The organism is Fibrobacter sp. UWH4 (assembly GCF_900142475.1).
In the GTDB taxonomy this organism is placed as follows: Bacteria; Fibrobacterota; Fibrobacteria; order Fibrobacterales; family Fibrobacteraceae; genus Fibrobacter.
The window spans coordinates 308,912-330,001 of sequence record NZ_FRAY01000002.1 but is presented as its reverse complement, the minus strand read 5'-3'; the positions used below and the strand labels follow the sequence as shown (position 1 = coordinate 330,001).

At 51.7% G+C, this 21,090-nt stretch carries 13 protein-coding genes and 1 tRNA gene; 8 read left to right on the top strand and 6 right to left on the bottom strand.

Going from position 1 to position 21,090, the window contains the following annotated elements; genetic code table 11:
* Window positions 1-40: 40 nt before the first annotated feature.
* On the bottom strand, window positions 41-682 hold the full coding sequence (locus BUA93_RS04215) for a 3'-5' exonuclease (protein WP_254793841.1): 642 nt from the start codon (window positions 680-682) through the stop codon (window positions 41-43).
* Window positions 683-740: 58 nt separating this feature from the next.
* Window positions 741-1,256, bottom strand: a complete 516-nt coding sequence (locus BUA93_RS04210; protein ID WP_072977701.1) for a lysophospholipid acyltransferase family protein — start codon at window positions 1,254-1,256, stop codon at window positions 741-743.
* 82 nt (window positions 1,257-1,338) lie between these two features.
* Between BUA93_RS04210 and BUA93_RS04205 the strand changes: the two genes are divergently transcribed.
* From BUA93_RS04205 to BUA93_RS04195, 3 genes are all read left to right on the top strand, one after another.
* A tRNA-Cys gene (locus BUA93_RS04205) sits at window positions 1,339-1,411 on the top strand.
* 53 nt (window positions 1,412-1,464) lie between these two features.
* The gene (gene dnaE / locus BUA93_RS04200; RefSeq protein WP_072977699.1) at window positions 1,465-5,328 is read left to right on the top strand and encodes a DNA polymerase III subunit alpha; all 3,864 of its coding nucleotides are present in this window, start codon (window positions 1,465-1,467) and stop codon (window positions 5,326-5,328) included.
* Window positions 5,329-5,333: 5 nt separating this feature from the next.
* Window positions 5,334-6,542: a lipid-A-disaccharide synthase gene (locus BUA93_RS04195; protein WP_072977698.1), complete on the top strand. Its 1,209-nt coding sequence runs from the start codon at window positions 5,334-5,336 to the stop codon at window positions 6,540-6,542.
* On the opposite strand, the gene mutL is transcribed toward BUA93_RS04195, so the two are convergent.
* Complete coding sequence (gene mutL, locus BUA93_RS04190) at window positions 6,495-8,435, bottom strand: DNA mismatch repair endonuclease MutL (RefSeq protein WP_072977696.1); 1,941 nt, start codon at window positions 8,433-8,435, stop codon at window positions 6,495-6,497. The two genes, BUA93_RS04195 and mutL, sit on opposite strands and share 48 nt — an antisense overlap.
* Before the next feature lie 181 nt (window positions 8,436-8,616).
* Here mutL and BUA93_RS04185 point away from each other — a divergent pair, with 181 nt between their 5' ends.
* The gene (locus BUA93_RS04185; protein ID WP_254793840.1) at window positions 8,617-9,846 is read left to right on the top strand and encodes a hypothetical protein; all 1,230 of its coding nucleotides are present in this window, start codon (window positions 8,617-8,619) and stop codon (window positions 9,844-9,846) included.
* 799 nt (window positions 9,847-10,645) lie between these two features.
* Here BUA93_RS04185 and thrC read toward each other — a convergent pair.
* A complete protein-coding gene (gene thrC, locus BUA93_RS04180; RefSeq protein ID WP_072977692.1) occupies window positions 10,646-11,986 on the bottom strand; it encodes a threonine synthase in 1,341 nt (446 codons plus the stop codon).
* A 106-nt stretch (window positions 11,987-12,092) separates the two neighbouring features.
* Between thrC and BUA93_RS04175 the strand changes: the two genes are divergently transcribed.
* From BUA93_RS04175 to BUA93_RS04160, 4 genes are read left to right on the top strand one after another with little or no spacing between them, the layout of a single operon-like run.
* Entirely contained in the window at window positions 12,093-13,502 is a 1,410-nt protein-coding gene (locus tag BUA93_RS04175; RefSeq protein WP_072977691.1) for a hypothetical protein, read from the top strand.
* Window positions 13,502-14,737 (top strand): hypothetical protein, encoded by a 1,236-nt coding sequence (locus tag BUA93_RS04170; protein ID WP_072977689.1) that lies wholly within the window; start codon window positions 13,502-13,504, stop codon window positions 14,735-14,737. The genes BUA93_RS04175 and BUA93_RS04170 overlap by 1 nt, the downstream gene beginning before the upstream one ends.
* Window positions 14,738-14,760: 23 nt before the next feature.
* Complete coding sequence (locus BUA93_RS04165) at window positions 14,761-15,885, top strand: DUF4912 domain-containing protein (RefSeq protein ID WP_072977687.1); 1,125 nt, start codon at window positions 14,761-14,763, stop codon at window positions 15,883-15,885.
* A gap of 9 nt (window positions 15,886-15,894) precedes the next feature.
* On the top strand, window positions 15,895-17,493 hold the full coding sequence (locus BUA93_RS04160) for a glycoside hydrolase family 57 protein (protein WP_072977685.1): 1,599 nt from the start codon (window positions 15,895-15,897) through the stop codon (window positions 17,491-17,493).
* Between the two features lie 44 nt (window positions 17,494-17,537).
* On the opposite strand, the gene BUA93_RS04155 is transcribed toward BUA93_RS04160, so the two are convergent.
* Together BUA93_RS04155 and BUA93_RS04150 are read right to left on the bottom strand one after the other, a co-directional pair.
* The gene (locus BUA93_RS04155; RefSeq protein ID WP_072977683.1) at window positions 17,538-19,196 is read right to left on the bottom strand and encodes a hypothetical protein; all 1,659 of its coding nucleotides are present in this window, start codon (window positions 19,194-19,196) and stop codon (window positions 17,538-17,540) included.
* Entirely contained in the window at window positions 19,193-21,082 is a 1,890-nt protein-coding gene (locus BUA93_RS04150; protein ID WP_072977681.1) for a UbiD family decarboxylase, read from the bottom strand. The genes BUA93_RS04155 and BUA93_RS04150 overlap by 4 nt, the downstream gene beginning before the upstream one ends.
* Between the last annotated feature and the right edge of the window lie 8 nt (window positions 21,083-21,090).

The window sequence follows — 21,090 nt, the reverse complement described above, 5'->3', positions numbered from 1 at the left end:
AACCTTTGGTTCTCTTTTTTTGTGCATTCTGGATGAAAGCCTATTTGTTGATGAACTGCGGAATGCCCTTGTACTTTTCCATGTTCTTCATGATGTTGACCATTTCCCAGTCCTTTTCCTTGAAACGGCGGCGCAACAGGGCAACGAACACTTCCATGAGCATCAGGCAGTCGTAAACGGCGCGGTGCATTTTGTCCGCTTCGATCTTCATGGCGATTTCGTCGCGGCGCTTGAACATATTGGCAAGGATGCCGAGCTTGTGTGAACTTGCTTCGGGGAGAATGGCCTTGGAAATCGCAAGGCTGTCGATGACAGGGTTGCCGGGGACGACCTGGGGATTGTTCTTGTAGGCAACACGAAGGAAGCTGGCGTCGAAGTTGGCGTTGTGGGCGATGAGAATGGTGCTCTGTCCGCAGAATTCGGTGAACTTCTTGATGGCGTCACCAACGACAGGAGCGTCCTGCACATCGCTGTCGTAAATATGGTTCACGGCAGATGCTTCGGCAGGAATCATCATGTTCGGCTTCACGAACGTTTCGAGTTCGCCAAGCAACTTAGGGACGACCTTGCCGGTTTTGTCTGTTTCCACGGTGAATTTGACTGCGCCGATTTCAATGATCTCGTCTTTCTGGTTGTTGAGGCCTGTCGTTTCAAGGTCGAAGGCGACGAACTTAGGTGGCATTAGAATCACGTTAATAAACCTCTTGAAAAAATGAATTCACCATGGTAGTGTTAACAAATCAGTCACAAAGATACTTAATTTCGATGTCAATAGATGTCAGCGGAAGGGGTAAAATGAAATTATCCCATGTTTTTAGGGTTAAATGGGCCCCGTATCGTGCTGAAACCATCCAAAGGGGGCGGTTGCTTTTTTGGGATAGCCACTGTGACCCGGGCTTGATTTTGAGTGCGGGGCCCCGTGGACCGTCGAGTGCCATTCCTGCAAAATGTCCTTGTTGGAGGGCATCAAGGATGTACCTAATGTTGCTTGCCCCGTGGCTGCTGGAACCGCGAGTGACGACATACCCCAAGCGCTGGGCGAGGGTGGCAAATATCTCGCCGTCTCCGGATTCCGAAATAAAAGCGTGCACCCCCCAGTTTTTGAATGCGGCTGTGGCGGCAAGTAGGTCTCGGTGCCATATTCCGAGAATTCCCGGTGAAAAGGAATCGGGGGTCTTGAGCTTGACGCGCAAGCTTTTTATCCAAAGACTAGCCAAAAAAAGCGCCAGTCTGACCTTGAAAGGCTGTTTGGTCATGCCTTAAAGATAAAAAAATGCAAAAAAACTTTGGTTTACCCTTGAAAAGGGTGAAAATTTTACCTATATTGCGGTTCACTTTGGCGACGTACCCAAGTTGGTAAGGGGCGGCTCTGCAAAAGCCTTATTCATCAGTTCGAGTCTGATCGTTGCCTCTCAAAAGACCTTTTCTCACCCCGAGAAAAGGTCTTTTTTCTAAATTGCGGTTATGGCTTTTGTTCACCTTCAAGTTCATTCTGAATTTTCTGTTTTACAGTCTTCTGCTCGTCTAGACGGTATTTTGGCTGCCGCTGCCGACGAAAACGCACCTGCAGTCGCCCTTACCGACCATGGCGCGATGTTCGGTATTCTAGAAATTCAGACTCGCGGAAAAGACATGAACAAGGCCCGCAAAGAAAAGGGCCTCCCGCCGGTAAAGACAATTTACGGCTGCCATATTTATGTGGATACCTCGAGCGCGAACCAGAAAGATCCGATCACGTTTGAGCGATTGACGCTCCTGGTCGAAAACGAGGCGGGATATTATAACTTGCTCCGCATTGTGAGTTACCGCTACGAAGACGGTGACCGCTGGGCAGAAATTCCGTCGGTGCCGCTTTCGGTTATCGAAGAGCATAAAGAAGGCATTATCGCCATTGCAGGCGATTTCTTTAGCAAGTACGGCCAGAGTGTCGCGGCCGGGCGCAACAGCGTTGCCCGCGAATACATGGAAGCCCTCGACAAGATTTTTGACCACGACCATTTGTACATTTCGGTGTGCGACAACGGTGTGCCGCAGCAAAAGTTGTTGAACGACTACAATGTCAAGCTGGCTGGCGAGTTGGGTCGCGAAATTGTTGCCGTAGGCGATGTCCATTACATTAAGCCCGAAGATGCCGAAGCGCACAAGATTTTGCGTTGCATTGCCTTGAAAGAGACGCTCAATGGTTTCGATGACAAACATTTCCCAGATAACGGTAAATTCTATTTCCGTAGCGAAGCCGAAATGGTGGAAATGTTCGGGCATATTCCGGGGGCCATCGAAAATACGGTGAAGATTGCAGAACGATGCAATTACACGGTCAAGACCGGTATCGGCGATGAATTCTGGCCCCGCTTTAAGATTCCTGAAGATTTCTTGTCCTCCGATGAATACCAGAACATCAAGGCGATTATGAAGGCGGAATACGACGCGGAATATCCGGTCGTACGCGAACGCGAAGTCAAGGGTGTCATCAAGGACAAAAAGAAAAAGGTGACGGCAACTTATTGTGCTGACAAGGGAATTGCCGAAGACGCCCTGACCGACGAAGACAAGGCCGAAATTGAACGCCTGTCGCAGCCGGAATTCTTTGACGAAGACGATCAAAAAGCTTGGGACAAGAGCGTTCGCCGCTGGTGCAAGCCGGGTGGCGATGCCGATATCTACATCACGCATCTTTGTAATCAGCGCCTTAAGTGGCGCTTCCCGAAAGAGGACTTTAAGTTCCCTGCCCACGAAACCGATGTGGGCAAGCGCATGTACAAGGAACTGAACTGTATCCGCAACATGAACGTGGCGGGCTACCTCTTGATTGTGTGGGACTTTATCAACTGGTCCCGTGAACACGGAATTCCCGTGGGTCCGGGCCGTGGTTCTGCCGCAGGTTCCTTGGTCACTTACATCATCGGTATTACCGACATCGACCCGCTCACCTTCGATCTCCTTTTTGAACGATTCCTGAACCCCGAACGTGTGTCCATGCCGGATATCGATACCGACTTTGCGGACCGCGACCGCGGCCGCGTGATTCAGTACGTGACTGACACGTACGGCAAGGAATGCGTGGGCCAGATTATTACCTACGGCATGCTCAAATCGAAGGCGGTGATTACCGACGTGGCTCGCGTCTTGGGACTTCCGCCTGCCGAAGCAAAGCAGATTACCAAGCTGTTCCCGCAGCGCACCTTGAACTTTAGCCTAAAGCAGGCTTGGACGGGTAAAGACAAGAAGGGCAATAACCTGGAAGACGGTTACAGCCCGGAACCCCTGCAGGCGATGATCGGTAGCCGCGCCAGTTACCAGAACTTGTGGGATATCGCTAAAAAGCTCGAAGATTTGCCGCGCCAGACCGGTGTGCATGCTTGCGGCGTGGTGATTACGCCGACCCCGATTTATAACCTTGCGCCTTTGTACCGTGCCGCCCCCGAAGATACGCCGGTGGTGATGTACGACAAGCACTACGCCGAAGACATCGGACTTTTGAAGATGGACTTCCTTGGCCTTATCAACTTGTCTATCATTCAAGACACGGTGAACATGGTCAAGAAGAATCGTTCGATCGAACTTGACATGGGCCATATTCCGCTCGATGACAAGGAAACGTTTGACTTGCTCGGCAAGGGCATGACCACGACGGTTTTCCAGTTCGAATCTCCGGGTATGCAAAAATATCTGCGCGAACTGAAGCCCACTCGAATCTTCGACCTGATCGCTATGAACGCCCTGTATCGTCCGGGGCCGATCGACCAGATTCCGCACTTTATTGCCCGTAAGAACGGTCAAGAAGAAATTGACTGCTACCACCCCGACTTGGAACAGGTGCTGGGCGAAACCTACGGCGTGATTGTGTACCAGGAACAGGTGATGAAGCTTGCCCAGATTTTGGGTGGCTACTCGCTGGGTGGCGCTGACAATATCCGCCGTATCATGGCCAAGAAAATGCCCGAAAAGATGGCGAAACTCGAACCGGAGTTTTTCCAGAAATGTCTGGACAATGGCTACGACAAGGCGATGATTCAAAAGGTTTGGGATGCGGTGCTCCCGTTCTGCGGATACGCGTTCAACAAGAGCCATGCCGCTGCTTATGCTTATGTGGCTTACCAGACTGCATACCTGAAGGCGCATTACGGCCCTGAATACATGGCGGCTTCGATGACCTCGAAGATGGGCAAGACCGAAGATATTGTGACGATTATCTTGGAATGCAAGCGCCTTGATATTGATGTGGTGTCGCCGAATATTAACGCCTCGATGGGCGAATTTGTGGCCACTCCCGACAAGAAGATTCTTTTCGGTCTCGCGGGCATTCGTAACGTGGGCATTGGCGTTGTCGAAGATATTGTGGCGGAACGCGAACGGCGTGGAAAGTTTAAGGATATCTTTGATTTCTGTAAGCGCGTAACGGAATACCAGGGCGAACAGAAGGAAAAACGTCCGCCCATGAACAAGCGCCTGATTGAAAGTTTGATTATGGCGGGTGCCCTCGATGAATTGCCGGGAAGCCGCGCCGTGCTGATGGCGACTGTAGACCGAGCCATGGAAGTGGCGTCCCGATTCCAGGAAGATAAGGATCGTGGACAGATGTCGCTCTTTGATATGGGCGGTAGTACTCCTTCGATGGATAGCTCCGCCGAGGTGCTTGAGGAAGCCGAAGAATGGACCGCGATGGAAATGCTCAACAAGGAACGCGATGTCTTGGGCATGTTCCTTTCGGGGCATCCGCTCGATGAATTCCGTCCGGAACAGCAAGGCTTTACGACTTGTTCCTTGGAAGAAGAGGAATTGTCTCGCCATGTGGGTGGTACAGTCATTGTCGGTGGTGTGGTGACCAAGCTTCGTTCTATCGAGACCAAGCGCGGTGATACCATTGGTGCGGGCGCCATTCAAGATTTCCACGGTGACTTGGAAATGTTCTTCAAGAAGGACTTGTGGGAAAAGTTCCGTGATACGGTGGCACTCGATGACCGCGTGCTTGTCAAGGGTAGCCTGGAACAGCAACGCATGGGCGATGGAGTCCAGATTGTTGTCGAAGAAGTCATACAGCTGGACCGCGTGCGTTCGGATATGGTTTCCCATATCCACATGGTTCTTTATTCTTCGATGGTTGATGACAATTTCACCGACAAGTTGATGGCCGCCATGGAAAAGTATGAACCCTTCGAAGGCGAGCGCGGTTGCGAATTGGTTTGCCATGTTGAAACTGACTCGGGAAATATGCACGTGTTGGCCTTGAAAAATAAGAAGGTCGTTTATACTCCGGAATTGCTGCAGTTCCTGCGTAAGGAATTGGGAATTGCGAAGGTCTGGGTTTCAAACCGTGCCAAACGGTAAAGGTGATGGCTTTTTTGCCGTACATTTTGGTTTGTGCTGGCGAAGATTCGGGGGACGTTATCGGCGAACCCCTGGTCAAGGCATTCTGCTCTCAACATATTGATGTTAAGGGGGCCGGTGGTCGTCGAATGCAATCGGCGGGAATGGTTCCTTTGGTTGATTTCGAGGTGTTGCCGGTTTCTGGCTTTGGCGATGTGTTGCCCAAGTATTTTAAGTTGCGCCAGTGCTATAATGAACTTAAGTCATCGCTGGAATCTCCGGAATGTCTCGGGCTTGTCGCCATCGATTATCCGGGCTTTAACATGAAACTGGTAGCGTTGGCGGGGAAGCTCCGCAAGCCCGCCTTGTATGTGGCGCCTCCGCAAGTGTGGGCCTGGAAACGTAAACGCGCGAAGGTTCTTGCGCAAAATCCGTATGTCAAGCTAGCGGTGTTCTTTGATTTTGAAGAACAGGTGTATCGCGAAGCTGGCTGCAATGTCGTTCGTGTGAAACATCCGTTTGTAAATTCAGAATTCGGAATTCGGAGTTCGGAGTTGCATTTAGAGAGACATAAGGCGTCGCATGGAATTGCCGAGACCGAAGCGGTTCCTAGTCAATGTTGTTTGCTGTTGCCCGGGAGTCGAAAGGCGCAGGCGCTCCGCAATTTACCTTTGATGCTAAAAGCAGTTCAGATGACTCGAAAGTCGCTAGAAATTTCCCGTATGGAAATCACTTTGTTGGCGGCTCGTTGGGAACTGGTTGAAGTATTTGAAAAAGCCTTGCGTCAATTTGGAGACGGCGACCTTATACGAAAAGTTCATGTGGTGGAGTCGCCTCAAGAGGCAGATGCTCGTCGTGCTATTTATCAAGATGCGTCACTGGCGTTGACTGCACCGGGAACGGCGACTTTGGAATTGGCCTTGTCAGGTTGTCCGATGATAGTTTGCGTCAAGCCGGATGCATTGACCTATGGCTTTGCCCGCGTTTTCGTCAAGACGAAGTATTTCGCGTTGCCGAACATTATCTTGAACAAGTTGGTTTATCCTGAAAAGATTTGTGCTCCAGGCAAAGAACAATGTACTGTCGCAAGCATCGCTCAAGAAATTGCCTCTGAGTGCATTTCTAAGCAGAATCCGGATACGGACGTCCTGTATTCTAAACTTTCAGCAGGGATGTCGCTCGATCAACTAGCGGCGGAATTTTTTCGCCAGTTCATCAAGCGTGAATCGGAGTAGAGTCGGGTGCCCGTAGGGGGACTTGAGAGGCTCCTCGGTGAGCATTAGCTGGCTTACGAGGGCTGCCATCTCCTCGGACTTGAGTTTGTCTCCGGCCTGGTAGGCGTTCGTGTTGGCCCAGGCTTTGGCTATGGTGTCTTGGACTTTTACCATGTCGCCTTCGCCCTTGCCTTCGTCTCCGATGCTGTCCAAAAAGTCCTTGACTGCCTTGATGGCGCGCGAAAGCGGAAGTGCGCTTGGAATCGCGCGGATCTGGTAGGTTTCGCCACCGAAATGTTCAATGTAGAATCCTAAATGCTTGAATTGGTCCTCGACACTCTTGAGCGCTTCCACCTCTATTTTAGAAAGTTCCAGGAGCTCCGGGAACAGAAGTTCTTGGCTGTCGAGGGCGGCTCCGTTTTTGAGAATGTCGAGCGCTTGTTCGTAGAGTACCCGCGAATGGGCGGCGTGTTGGTCGATAACCAAAAGTCCGTTGGAATCTTCGCCGGCGATATAGGTGTTTGCAATCTGGAAGAATGTCGGTGGATTCCAGGCCGGTTCAGGCACCGTGGGCTTCAGGGCTTCGTTTCCTTCAAGCGAAATGACTTTGCCTGCTTCAGGAGTGCTGAACATATCCTGGGCGAGGTCTTCAAATGCATTTGTTTTGCGAGATTTTTCGAAACTGAAATTGCCGGGACGGTTCGACATTTCGGGAATGTCGCCAGATGATTCTTTAGTTGCAAATCCAGGTACGAAATTTGTTGGATTTGCGGGACGAATCGGTTCCGAGAATCCGTAGGGAGCTTTAGGCTCGTGTAAATCATCTGCAAAGGGGGGCGGCGAAAAAGAGGTGTTGCGAGTCCCGGCGGTTGTGTCGCGGCCCCCTGCGATTTCATCGCTCAAGTCAATGAGTGGTGAATTCGCTTCCATGTCCTTGGTGAATGTATCTCGGATGGCATGCGTGACGACGAGAAACACTAAATTCTGGTTGGCGAAACGGACCTCGCGCTTGGCGGGGTGCACGTTCACGTCGAATTCCATATCGGGCATGTCCAGGAACAGAACCGAGACTGGCTTGCACTGGGCTCCGTAAGGTTCGTAAGCCTGTTGGACGGCCTTGGTCACCATCTTGCTTTCGATGGGACGGTTGCGGATAAATAGAAATTGATGATTGCGTTTGCCGTTGGTTTCGGTGGTGGGGGAGATGTATCCCCATACATGAATGCCCGCTTCGGTGTAGTCAACGGGCAAGAGTGCCTTTGCTATTTTAGAACCGATGGCTTCGGCAATACGGTTGCGCAGTTCCCCCGGTACTCCCGTAAATACGGTCTTGTCGCCAACCTTGTAATCGAAACGGATTTCGGGGTGCGCAATGGCGGTGCGTAGGACAACGTCGAAAATTCTCGTTCCTTCGGCCGTTTCGCTACTTAGAAAGTTACGGCGAACGGGGGTGTTGTAAAAAAGTTCTTCAACTAAAAAGGTGGTGCCGCGGCTAGCTTGTACGTCTTGTTTTTCGATAACGTTTCCGCCTTCTAGAATAATGCGTCCGGAATCGCCGTCGTCAGTGGCGCTCGTTATCGTTAATTTGGATACAGCGGCGATCGAGGCGACAGCTTCACCTCTAAAACCATTGGTGTGCAGGTGAAACAGGTCTTCTGCATTAGATAGTTTGGATGTAGTGTGCCGCAAATAACACAGGTCCAAATCGGCGGAATTCATTCCTTTTCCGTTGTCCGAAACCTGGATTTTTTTCTTGCCTCCCTGTTCTATGGAAACTTGTATACGGGTGGCTCCAGCGTCAATTGCGTTTTCGATCAGCTCCTTTACAGCAGAGGCTGGGCGCTCTATGACCTCTCCTGCGGCGATTTTATTGATGATTTCATCGGATAAAATGTGTATTTCGGCTGATTTCATGACCTAAATATAGCCTTTTAGTGTAAGATTTTGTATTTTTTTTTACTAAATTAATTAAGCAAATGGCTGAGTGGTTGTTAGGAATAACCATTCAATAGAGTGAGGTAAAAAAGTGCTTTCAAACCTATTCTTACAGCTGACTCATATCGAGTTACTCATTAAGTATCCCGTCAAGGATATTTTGACTCTCATCAAACGCGATCCGCGTTTTACGGTCAAGGTTCTTAATGACATCTATTTCGAAGATTTGTCTGTAGATGAAGGCATTCACCGATTGATTATGAACAATGTGGTGAACTGGCTCTATGAAAGGGGCGAAAACCCGGATACCTTTGTTCAAAATATTATAGACCGCTGTGCGTCGTTCGAGGCAGTCCCTGCTCGTAGCGTGTTGCGCTCCTACCTGCCCTATGTATCGCAGTTCTATGCGACCGAAGATGTCCGTCAGCTCTGCCTTGACATTATTCCGAAGCGCTATCCCTTGCTCACGAACTCGAAGTTCCTCCGCCGTGATTTGGTGGATGGTAACCGCAAGGAATACTTCACCTATCGTTTTGATTCTCCGGGTCTTTTGATCACGAACCCCATGCGCTGGTTCAACGGCCTGGTGCAGTTGGGTCCCATTTTCCTGAATACCCCTCGCTACGAATTGATCGAATACAAGGCCAGCCAGACCTCTTTTGCTGAAGCTCTCGAAAACCGTGCGACGGCTGAAGTACGCGATGATGGTTGTGTCTATGTGAATGGCCGTCAGGTCGGTAAGTACATGACCTTCGGCGATTGCCTTGACGAATATGGCCTTGACTGGGAGTTCGACGCCGAACGCAAGATGGCCTGCATCCGTGCCACCGAAGATGTGGTCGACGAAAAGGTGGGTGCCGTGCTGATTCATAAGGGTTGCTATTACGGCGCACCGGCTAGCGTGGTCTACTTTGATTATAAGGCAAACGTTGTCGCTCCGGAGCCGTTCAACAAGCTCATGAGCGCCGTCGTGAAGCAGGAATTCGATTCCTGGGAACCGATCCAGAAGGCTCAGGAACAGCTCCTTGAAGCGATGAACGACTCCGTGACGGTCATCTACTACAAGAGCGATGATTCTATTTCAGTGAACAGTAAGCACCTGATGCGTAACGTGCCTGCACGAATCCTGCGCAACCTGCTTCGCGAGTACAGCGCTACGGGCCGTGAAGAATTTGAAAACCGTGAATTCAAGCGCGATTCTTCCATTTGCATGGATCCGCTTCGTCCGAACTTCGAAAGCCGCTTGAACCGCGTCATTGCTCATATCAACGGCTCTGACGATCCGGAACATCCGTCCGAAGGCGTGAAGAAGTATTTCGAAATCGAACGTCACCGTCGTGGTGGATTCCGTTTTGTTCCGAAGTGCAAGATCATTTTCCACGAAGAGTAAATGTTAGTTTACTTGCAATACGAATGTAATTGTTGCGGATTAAGAAAATAAGCAATTTGGTAGTTCTCGGTTCGAAATAAAAGGATATATTTGGAATTGTGAAACGGTAGAAGGGTAAATCCTGAAACGACACTATCATTGCTCCCCTCCTGGTAGGTTCAAGGTTCCACATACCGATTCATATTTTCTCCTTCTTAGGAAAGGCTCCTCGTAAGAGGGGCCTTTCTTTATTTACGCGCCTCGATGGCGCGTAAATAAAGCATGTTCTGGACCTCGGTCATGCCCGTGCAAGCACGGTCGCGACGCTCGGTCTGCGAACATGTCTTTCAGCCGATCAGTGGCTCGGAAATGCCCGTGCAAGCACGGTCGCGTCTCTCGCCTTACGAGTTAGTCTTTTTACAAGAGTAAGAATCTCGTCTTATGTGTTAGTCTTACAGCAAATTCTTCGGCTCGGCAATGTCGGCAAACTTGTTTGCCGCCGCTGCGCTCGCCTTACGGCCTTTTCTACGCCTGTTCTGGGGTCGGCCATGCCCGTGCAAGCACGGTCGCGACGCTCGGTCTGCGAACATGTCTTTCAGCCGATCAGCGGCTCGGAAATGGCAATGCAAGCATTGCCGCTTCTCTCGCCTTGGGAACCGGTCTTTTTCCAAAAGACTCAAGGCCGCAAAAATAAAGCTAACTCTTCGGCTCGGTCATGTGCAAAAAAGCTCCGCATTTATGCGGAGCTACATTCTTTAGGAGGAATCCTTCGGCTTTGTTCAGAGATATTAATTCCGAAATCCGAATTCTGAAATCCGAATTATCTTCTGCGTTCAGCCATCTCTTTCTTCAAGATGTCCATGACGGCGCCGAGGTCTGCCGGAGCCTTGAACACGGGGTTCGCGAACTTGGAGCAGATATTCTCGAGCTTCTTTTCGTGGTAGCCCACCTTGAATTCGGTGAACTTGAGGCCGTGTGCCGTGCTGATGACGACCACGTTTTCTTCCTTGTCGATTTTGCCTGCGGCTACGAGCTTTTCAAGCGCGCCGAGGGCCACACCGGTATGCGGGCAGCAGTAGAGACCGATGCGGTCACCGCGGTGGGCGGCGTTCGCGAGTTCTTCTTCGGAAACACTCACGACCATGCCGTTCGTCTTCTGGATGGCGCGCACGGCCTTCGGGTAGCTGACCGGGTTACCGATCTGGATGGCGCTTGCAAGTGTCTTCTTCGCCTGCATTGGAACGAGCTTGTCGAAGCCGCGTTCGTAAGCCTGGTAGAACGGGTTCGCGTTCTCGGCCTGGGCGACGATGATGCGCGGAATGCGGTCGATGAGGCCCATGGCCTTGCAGTCTTCGAAACCCTTCGCGAGGGCGCTCACGTTACCGAGGTTTCCGCCCGGGATAATCACGGTGTCGGGCACCTTCCAGCCCATTTCCTGGCAGATTTCCGGAGAAATCGTCTTCTGGCCTTCCACGCGGAGGCTGTTCATGGAGTTGGCGAGGTAGATGCGGTTGTCGGCGGTGACCTGCTGCACAATCTTCATGCAACCGTCAAAGTCGGTGTCGAGGGCGAGCACGATGCTGCCGTTAGAAATCGGCTGGATCAGCTGGGCAACGCTCGTCTTTCCGGCGGGGAGGAATACGATGCTCGGGATGCCGGCCTTCGCGCAGTAGGCGCTCAAAGCTGCGGAGGTGTCGCCGGTAGAGGCGCAGGCCACGGCGTCGATTTCGTGAATCTTTTTCTTGATAATGTGGTTCACCTGGCTCACGAGGACCGTCATGCCGAGGTCCTTGAAGCTGCCCGTGTGGGAGTTGCCGCAGAGCTTCACCTTCAGGCTCTTGATGCCCATTTCCTTGGCCAGCGGGGCTGCGTCAAAGAGCGGGCTCCAGCCTTCGCGCATCGTCACGATGTCTTCGAGGGGCATGTCGGGGAGCACCATTTCGCGCTTGCTCCAGATGCCGCTCATGTCGGCCGGTTCAAAGCTCATGCGGCGTTCGGCAAAGAGCTTCTTCCATTCTTCGGGGCTCTTCTCAGCAAGTGCTGCACGGTCATGTTCGACTTCGAGCAGGCTGCCGTCCACCTTGCTCCTGTAAATGACGTCGGTCAGCGGGTAGGTGTCGTCCCCGTTGATGTTCCTAAAATGGGCATTGAATTGAGCCATAATATCCTCTAGTTTTTTACGGCACAAATATAGGAAAATTCATATTTTGAAAGATGTAGTTTTCTATATTATCCACGGAATTAGAAGAATATACTCGGAGTAATGAGTGAAAAATAAAAAGATTGTTTTGTTGGGCCTGGTTGCGTTTTTGGCGTTTGCCTTGACGGCCTGTATTTTTGAATCAGACGAAGATGGTTTGTCGAACTGGCTTTCGGATCAGGGAATGCCAAGTAGCTATAAGGTGCAGACTCTGAACATCCCGGATTTGTCGATTGCCTCGGCTGAGGTTTTCCTGGATACGTTCCCGACCTCGGCAGATTACCAGGCTGTGCTCGGACACACGGCGAACTTGAGCCATGATTTGGTGCTGGATATCGCCTTTATGCCGGATTCCGGCTTCATGAAGAGCCTTTCCGAATCGGATACGGCCGGGGCATACCTTTCGTTGTTCTGGTTGCGCCCTCTTTATACTTCCGAAAATTATCCGTCTGATTCCCTGCCGGTCGAAGAAGACCTGAAGCTGAATCTTAGCTGGAAACTGGATACGGGTTCAGGAAAGAAGTTCCTGGACAGCATATCTAAGGTGGCGGATACGACTTGGTACCGGAGCCTTGAAAAGTGGACTGCGGATGGTTCTGCCGATACGGTGTACGCCGTGAATCATGCGGCGGGGGACACCTCGATCCGTATGGACCTGCCTGCCGCCTTGCTTGAAGATCTGAAGAAGGCCCGCGGGGCAATCCACTTGCAGCTCCGTCTGTCCGCTCCCGAAGCTAAGCACCTGTATCGTTTCTACGGTGATGCCAGCAATTATCCGCCTATTTTCGCTCCTTATGCGGATTCGCTGAATTTCCTGAATCCGGCCCCGACCCCGTTCCGTATGGCGAATGTCGTGAAGAACGAGGAAGAATGCAAGGAATGCCTGGTGTTGCATGGCGGTGTGTTCGATTCCCTGGTGGTGGAACTCCCGTCGGAACCGATTTTGAAGGCCCTCTCCGAATTCTATGGAGATGAATTCCCTTACAGCGATGGCGACAAGAACGATGTGCGTCAGACGGTCATCCTTGCGCAGTTGACGATGTCGCGCGACGATTCTCAGGGCGAAAGTGAATTGGGACTGCCAATTCAGGTTGTCGCTGGCTCCTATGTCGATAGCGCCGACAAGAAAATCAGAAGAATGGAAAGCTACCTGCTCAATAACGAGGTCATTCTGGAATCGGGACACCCGAACTTGATTTTCCATGAGGGCGACTCCCTGACACTGCAATTGACTGAAGGTGCCCGAGACTTTATCAACAAGGCGAGCGATGGACGTTCCATGAAGTTCATTATGCGTATGGGGTACCCCTTCTTGCAGGAGAAAGATACGACTTATGCGACCTATAGGACTGCCGATGGAGATACGAGCTATCTTCGCCTGAGTTATTTCGATTATGCCCGCTACGACTTTTCGAAGGCGATGGAAAATCCTGTGACGCTCAAGCTTTGGCTGGCGTCCAAGCGGGGGGATAAGTAATGAAAAAGTTTTTAGTTGCTTTGTGTGCTTTGGCGGGTTTCTCCTTCGGTTCCATGATCGGAATGGAAGCCTTGGGCGAAGAACAGGTGCAGGGCGGAACGGCTTCGGCCGCCGGTCGCGGTTTTTCGGGTAATGCCAAAACGGGCGATGCGGAAGGTCTTTCTTTAGTAAACCCGGCTCGATTTGCCTTTGATACAAAGGTTGTTTTCAATTTGAATTTCGCTATGGAAATGACCGAGGCCAGAAAAGACGGTTCGCACTATACGCTGAACAGCCTGTCTTTGCCCTCGTTCAATTTGTCCTTCCCGATGTCGGATTGGGGAACGATGGGTGTCTCCCTGTGGCAACATTATGCCTCGTCTTTGAAGGAAGACTATACCGCTAATGGTTCGAAGGTTGAAATCGAATACAAGGGAAGTGTGTATGAACTGGTTCCGACTTATGCGGTTCGCCTTCCGATTTTGCGTTCGTTCTCGCTGGGTGCTTCCGCCCACGTGGTTATGGGAAATACCTCCCGTTCTATGACTCTGGGTGCAGACAAGTCCGGCCTAGATGAAGACGATGCCTGGGCGGGTGGTAATTACAGAATTTCGGATTATGTCGACGGAACCTGGGAAATCAAGGATCATCCGGCATACTATACGGGAGCTCTCCAGTACCGCGGCAAGCTTGCGTCGTTCTTCTTCTCTTATACGACGGGGTATACTCTCGAAAATACCTTGGATTACAACTTAAGGTTTAGTGAATTGGATACGCTGACCTCGACTCGTTATACTCGTGAAATCGATGTGCCCGCTCTTCTCGCGACCGGCATCAATTATCGCTTGGCGAAACGTCATAACATAATGCTTGATTTGACCTGGCGCGTTTGGGATGACGATGTCAAGAACATTGCGGGCGGATGGAATATTCCCGAGGCGACTGAAACCCAGAAGGATGTGATGGTCTCTGTGGGTTATCAGTGCGACGGCAGTCCGCTTTTCTACGATTCGTACTTGACCAGGATTAATTACCGCGTGGGAGCCTGGTTCCATAGTTGGTATATCAAGGATGTCTACGAGGTGGGTGGTTCTTTGGGTGGCGGTTTTCCGCTTGGACGAAAGGGGACGTCTCTTGACGTTGCGATTCAGGGTGGAAAACGTTTTGCGGATACCGATCATCAGTGGGAAGAAATGTTCATTGGGCTCAGAATCGGTCTGACTGGAATCGCCACATGGGGAATGGAACGCCGGTAGTTTTTTAACGAAGGAGGCCTAGTATGGCTATAAAAAAAGAAACGGATGCAAAGTCCAAGATCAAAGTGGCTGTAAAGGAAATTGCTGAAAAAGCCGCGGATAAGGTCAAGAAGGTGACGAAGGCCGCCGAAAAGAAGACCGCATCGAAGTCCGCGACGCTCAAGTCGATGAAGGAAGCAGAAGAAAAGGCCGTGAAGGCAGTCTCTAAGGTGAAGAAGGCTGCGGTTGCCAAGGCTTCCGCCACGGCCGAAAAGGCTGTGTCTGCCAAGAAGCGTGTCGTGGAAGGGGTTAAGGCCGTTGCCGCAAAGAAGACCGCGACGAAGGCTGCTAAAAAGGCTTCCGAAAAGGAAGTCGCCAAGATGGCGCAGTCCTTTGATGCCGAATACCTGGTGCTCATGCAGAAGGACCCGAACTGGATGCATGCCTTCTGGGAAGTATCTGAAAATCGCATTAACGAAGCGAAGAAGGGTAAGGGGAAAATCGTTCTTCGTCTGTTCGATATTGCTGATGACCTCACGGTGCAGCGCAGCAAGAAGCGCAAGTTCCGCGATATCGAAGTGCCGGCCAATGCCCGTAGCTGGTATGTCGAAAATACGGCAGGTAAGTCCTGCGTAGCCGTTCTCGGCGCCGTGTCCGGCAAGAATTTCATGCCCATCGTTGAATCTACTCCGGTGATGACTTTTGACAAGTCCGCTGCCGCACCTGCTGAGAATGACGCCTTTGCAAAGGCTTCTCTCGGCGGCAATACGCTCGGTAACTTCATGAGTTCCGGTTTCTCGAGCCAGACCGCAGAATCTTGGCTCAAGAGCCTCGGTGGAAACTTCGGCAGTTCTTCTGAATCCATGTTCTCCGGTGCATTGTCCAGCGCTGCCTTGCAGTCCAACAACATCGAAGTTTCCAAGGATTCTGTGAACTACGGCAAGGATTTCTTCCTGTGGGTGAAGACTCGCTTGATCGTTTATGGCGGAACCCGTCCGGATGCTCACCTCCAGGTGCGCGGCGAACCGTTCCCGCTGAATTCGGATGGTACCTTCAGCTTTGAAGAAGACCTGCCGGATTCTACAAAGATTATTCCCGTGTTCGCTACCGACAAGGATGGCGATTTCCCGACGACAATCGTGCCGATCGTGGTGAAGCGCACGGAGTAGTTGAACTCAATGGGAGCTCCCGGAAAAATACTGTTCCTGATGCATGCACACTTGCCTTTTGTGCGGCATCCGGAATTTGAGCGCTTTTTCGAAGAGAACTGGCTGTTTGAAGCTATTGCCGAAACATACCTGCCTCTGGTGCAGGCGATGCGGCGCCTCTTGGAAAAGGGCGTTCCCGGGACGCTCAATCTGAGTGTTTCTCCTCCTTTGATTGAGATGCTTTCAGATGGGAGCTTGATCGAAAAGTTCTCGGAGCATCTGAAAAAGCAACTCGAACTGATTGAAAAGGAAGTGGCTCGCAATGCCGGAACGGAGCTGGAGCAACTTTCTCGCTTTTATCTTTCTCGCCAGCAAACGTTGATCGATTTGTGGGAAAATCGCCTGCATCGTAATTTGCTCGCGGAATTTCTGGAACTTGAAAAGGCGGGCAAGCTGAATTTGCTCACGTGCGTGGGAACGCACCCGTTCCTGCCGGCTTACCAAAGCGATCCGGCATCGATCCGGATGCAGCTTGACGTGACGGTGCGTTGCTTTGAGCGAGCCTTTGGACGTAAGCCCAGGGGCGTGTGGCTCCCTGAATGTGGGTATTTTCCGGGACTCGACAAGTACCTCGCCGAATTCGGCCTGCATTATTTCTTCCTCGAAACGCATGGGGTTCTCCTGGCGACACCTACGCCCAAGTACGGCGTGTTCACGCCGTTGCGTACCACGCAGGGGCTTTATTGCATGGGGCGTGAACAGAAAAGCTCTATGGAAGTGTGGAGTCGCCGCACGGGTTATCCGGGCCACCCCGAGTACCGCGAATTTTTCACCGATATCGCGAAAGATCGCCCGCGCGATTACCTGGGCGAATACTTCTTCGCGGGCGATACGCCGATTGATTCGGGCTTTAAGTATAACCGCATTACCGGTGGCGAACATAAAGAAATTTATCGCCCCTGGAATGCGATGCGCTTGGCCGAAGACCATGCGCGCCTCTTCGTGGTGAACCGCGAAACGACCATCTCGGAGCTGCTCGTGAACATGGAGGGCAACAGGGCGGCAATGCTTTGCCCCTACGATGCCGAACTTTTTGGACACTGGTGGTTCGAAGGTCCCCTGTTCTTAGAGGCGATGCTGGAACGCGCGGCCTCTTCGTCGGTCATCGAATTTGCCGGTGCCGACGAAATCATGACTTCGTCGGCAGATCCCGAATCGCATGAACCGGCTTTTTCCAGCTGGGGCGAAGGCGGTTTCGGCTCCGTGTGGATTAACGGTGAAACCGATAAGTATTATCCGCAGTCCTATCGTCTGCGTGCGATGATTGACCACTTGATTTCTATCCGTCAAAAGATGGGCGAAAGTTCGCCGCGCGGAAAGCTTTTGACTCGCTACATCAAGCAGATGGAACGCGAACTGATGTTGTTCCAGTCTTCGGACTGGGCTTTTATGATTCACAACCATTCGGCGGATGGCTATGCTCGCCGTCGCCTGGACGACCATTACAATAATGGCCATACGTTATTCGCGGAAGCCTGCAAGGCTATTCTCAAGAACACGGACAAACCGACGGCACATTCTGTTTTGCCGAAACTAGAGAAGACGAATAGTATCTTCGGCTGGTTGTAACAATCTTGCCTACATTCGGCCTTATGGCGCCTATGGGGTTGCGCCTAGTAAATGACGATAAAATCTTTCAGTTTGCCGCTATTGCCGGCCCTGAATCGATAGACGCCCGGAACCATAAGCGATTTTACCTTGCTCTCGTCAAGGCAAAGCGTGTAGTTGTCGTACTTGATTTTTTCAACGAGGTTTCCACGGCGGTTGCGGATTTCGATGTATTCTTTGTCTTGCGGAAGCGGCGTAAAGCACAGGTGGCCGTGACGCCATGGCGTAGGGAAGGCGCGTAGCGTGGAATCCTTGAAAACCGTAGGAATCGGATCGACTTCGGTAAACCTGCTCAGAATCCAAATGATGGAATCGGCGGAGGAACTTGTGGATTCGATGTAGACGGAATCGACGCTGTTTGTATTCGGCAGAAATCGGAAGGAATATCGGTTGTCGCTGATGGAAACCGCCGAGGATTTTCCTGTAAATTTGGAAAGATCGGGCTTTCCGTTGGAATAGAATCGGTATGAGAGTTCGTTTAGCGAATACGGCTCGAAATCACCCGCTTGTTCAACGGTCTTAAATTCGGGCCATCGCGGCTGGTCGTCATTTATCCAAAAGTTGGAATCAACGAGAGCGGCGCGACTCCCGGTAAAAGAAAGCTTTATGGCGAAGCTGTGGAAAAGGGAGTCCGCGGAGAGGTGGTGCTTTTTCGCGTACTTTGTGAGATGGTGCTGGAACGGTTTGCTGGGTTCGCTAGAAAAACTTTCCCAGATTGATTTGTCGAAGCCTTTGTCGACAAATTTGTAGAGATACATGAAAAAAAGTCCGGGACCGTAGTCTTCGCTCAGGTTGTCGAAAGAGATTCCGATGGAGTTGGAAAATTTCGAAAGGTAGTTGAAGTAGTCGTCGACATCGGGAGCTACGACTTCTTCGATTCCCATTGCGGATGCTTCAAACCAGAAAGGTGTTTTATAAAGTTTCTGAAAATCGAGGAAACGGAGCTGGATGGCGTGATAGAGTTCGTGTGCCGCCGTAACGCGAAGTCCCTGGTTCCATTCGGTGGAGTAGGAGTAACCGTGAGCTGAATTCGTCAAGTCCTGTGTAGCTTCTTCGTAAAAACATTCCTTGCCGTTGTAGTGGACTGAGGCCTTGGTGGCATTGCTTCGAGGTGTACTGCGAAAATCGTTGTCGATGATAAGGGTGCTTTGGGTGGAATCGAAAGGAATCGTCAAGCCGTAGCAACCGTGGCATGCACCGCTTGCTACGAATAAAGATTTGGAGTCGCGAATGAGATCGATATCTAAGACTTCAACGGGATAGAGACCGGGCAAGACATCCTGTTGGTAATGAAAACTCTTGCTTATTCCTAGGGGGGGGAGCATTCCCGTTTTTTTGACGTGAAAATTCCATGCGTACTCGAGGTGCTTGGAGAGCGAATCAATGTATTCCTGGGTGGCCTTATGCGGTCCGTCGAGGGTGTAGAAAATCTGGAAGTGTTCCGATGTTTGCGTCAGGATTTCGTCATAGTAGTCTTCGATCGTGCAGGCGTCGCTGGAGGTTAACGCCAGGGCGGGCTTTGAAACAATTTCCTTGATGGGCGAACCATTTCTTTGTTCCAGAAGGTTGCGGAGAACTTGCGCCGTACCGCAGGTATGCTGTGCAATGGCGGTCGTGGCGGTACAGAGCAGAAATAGAAGAATGGCGAGGACGCTCTTTTTCATCGATCCTCCGGAAGGATATTTTCTTCTATAAGAATTTGCCTTGCTCGGTTGCGGATGTCATCGGGGAGTGTCAATGCTTTTTGGTGGTGCGGCTTGATGCGGGCATCAATTATTATCGGGGCGTCGCATTTCCAGTGTTTTTCGCATGTGCGCTCATTGTAGCCGAATACATCCTTGGCAGGGTCCGAGCGCGTGAAGGTGAACCACAGGAAATCACGGAGGGTGTTTTGGGCGGCACCGCTTGGGAATGCGTCTGTTGCAGAATCGACCAGGGTAATCCACGGGTAGTTTTCGCGGAAAGGCCAGCGGCCGAGTGCTTCGGTGATTTGATTGAAGAGGACGTTGCGGCTAGTGGCGTCGTAGGCGGGCCCTTGCAGCATGATGACGCCCGGCATGGGGCTCGCCGCACCGGTGATTCCCACAGGTGAAAGTGTTTCGCAGAGGGCTTGAATGTCCTGCGGGTTGTGTCGCAGGTTTCTGCGTACAGGGCCCGCCGCGGCAATCGTGAGTTTGGAACCGTGATTGAGCCTGCCGCCGGCGTAGTCGAGCGTGTCGATGCTGGTGCAGGTCTCAAAATGCAGATCGCGGGAAAAGTCGACCCGCTCCAGCACATGCTTGAAGAATCCTTCCACATCGCGTACAATCGCCGTCGGGGAGGGCGAGCCCTCTCTGTCGGCGAAATCTTCGGCGGCTGCAATCAGTAAGTACTTGGTGAGGCTTGCCTGGTTGAATCCCAGAATGGCGTTCGCCGTTTTTAGCAATTCGAGCGGCTCGCGTTCTTCGGGCTTGATGTAAGGCAGGAATCGTTCATGAGCCAGGGCGAGACATAAAGGATGCACGCCGGCTTCGTCAACGGCGTGGAGTGCTGCGAGGCCGGGAATCGAGGCGGGCACCATCGGTTTGGTCACCTGGTGAATGAAATTGCCGAACAGGGTGTCTTCTTGCGGGGGACGCCCGACAACCGTGAAGGGGTAGATCGCGTTCTTCTTGCAGAGAACTTTTTCCACCTTTAAATAAGGGAAAAGATGCTTGTCCGAATAGTAGCCGATGTGGTCGCCGAAAGGTCCTTCCGGTTTCAAGTCGGGCTGGACTTCGCCGAGAATGCAAAAGTCTGCGTCGCTGGAAACGAGGTAGCCGTTGTAGATAAAGTAGCGAAATCGGCGCCCGCCGAGCATTCCCGCGAAAAGAAGTTCGCTCAGGTTTTCGGGCATGGGCATAACCGCGGCAACCGTGTGGGCCGGGGGGCCTCCGACAAAGATGCTCACCTTGAGGGGGCGTCCTTCTTCTATCGCCTTCTGGTGGTGCCTGGCGATGTCTCGCTTGATCTGGTAATGTAGACCGCATTCGTTTGAGGCATAGTCGTTTCCGGATATCTGTACGCGGTACATTCCCAGATTTGTGGTCATGACGCTTGCATCTTCTGCCGGACGCGTTGCCACCTGCGGGAGCGTAAGGAAGGCGCCTCCGTCGTGGGGCCAGCAGACAATCTGCGGCAAATCCGAAAGATTGCACTCTCTAAAGTTCCGGATGCTTCCGCTTTTATGGGGTAGCGAATGAAGTCCCGTTAGGGCTGCTTGACAAAGGGCCTTCGGCCGGGAATGTTTAAAGAATTCGACAGGATTTGACTTGAAAAGAACCGCAGTCTGTGTCCCGGCAAGCGTCTTGCGAAACAGAAAATCAAGCCTCTCCTGCGTTCCGAAGATGTTGCAGACGGCTCGGAAGGGGCTCCCCTTGACATGTTCAAAAAGGAGTGCAGGGCCGTGATTTTCGAATGCCTGTCGGGCCATTTCGGCCATTTCCAGGAACGGATCCACCTCTTGGTAGACACGCTTGAGCATGCCTGCTTTTTCCAAGTCGAGCAGTGCCTGTTCCAGGTCTTTGTACATGGACAACC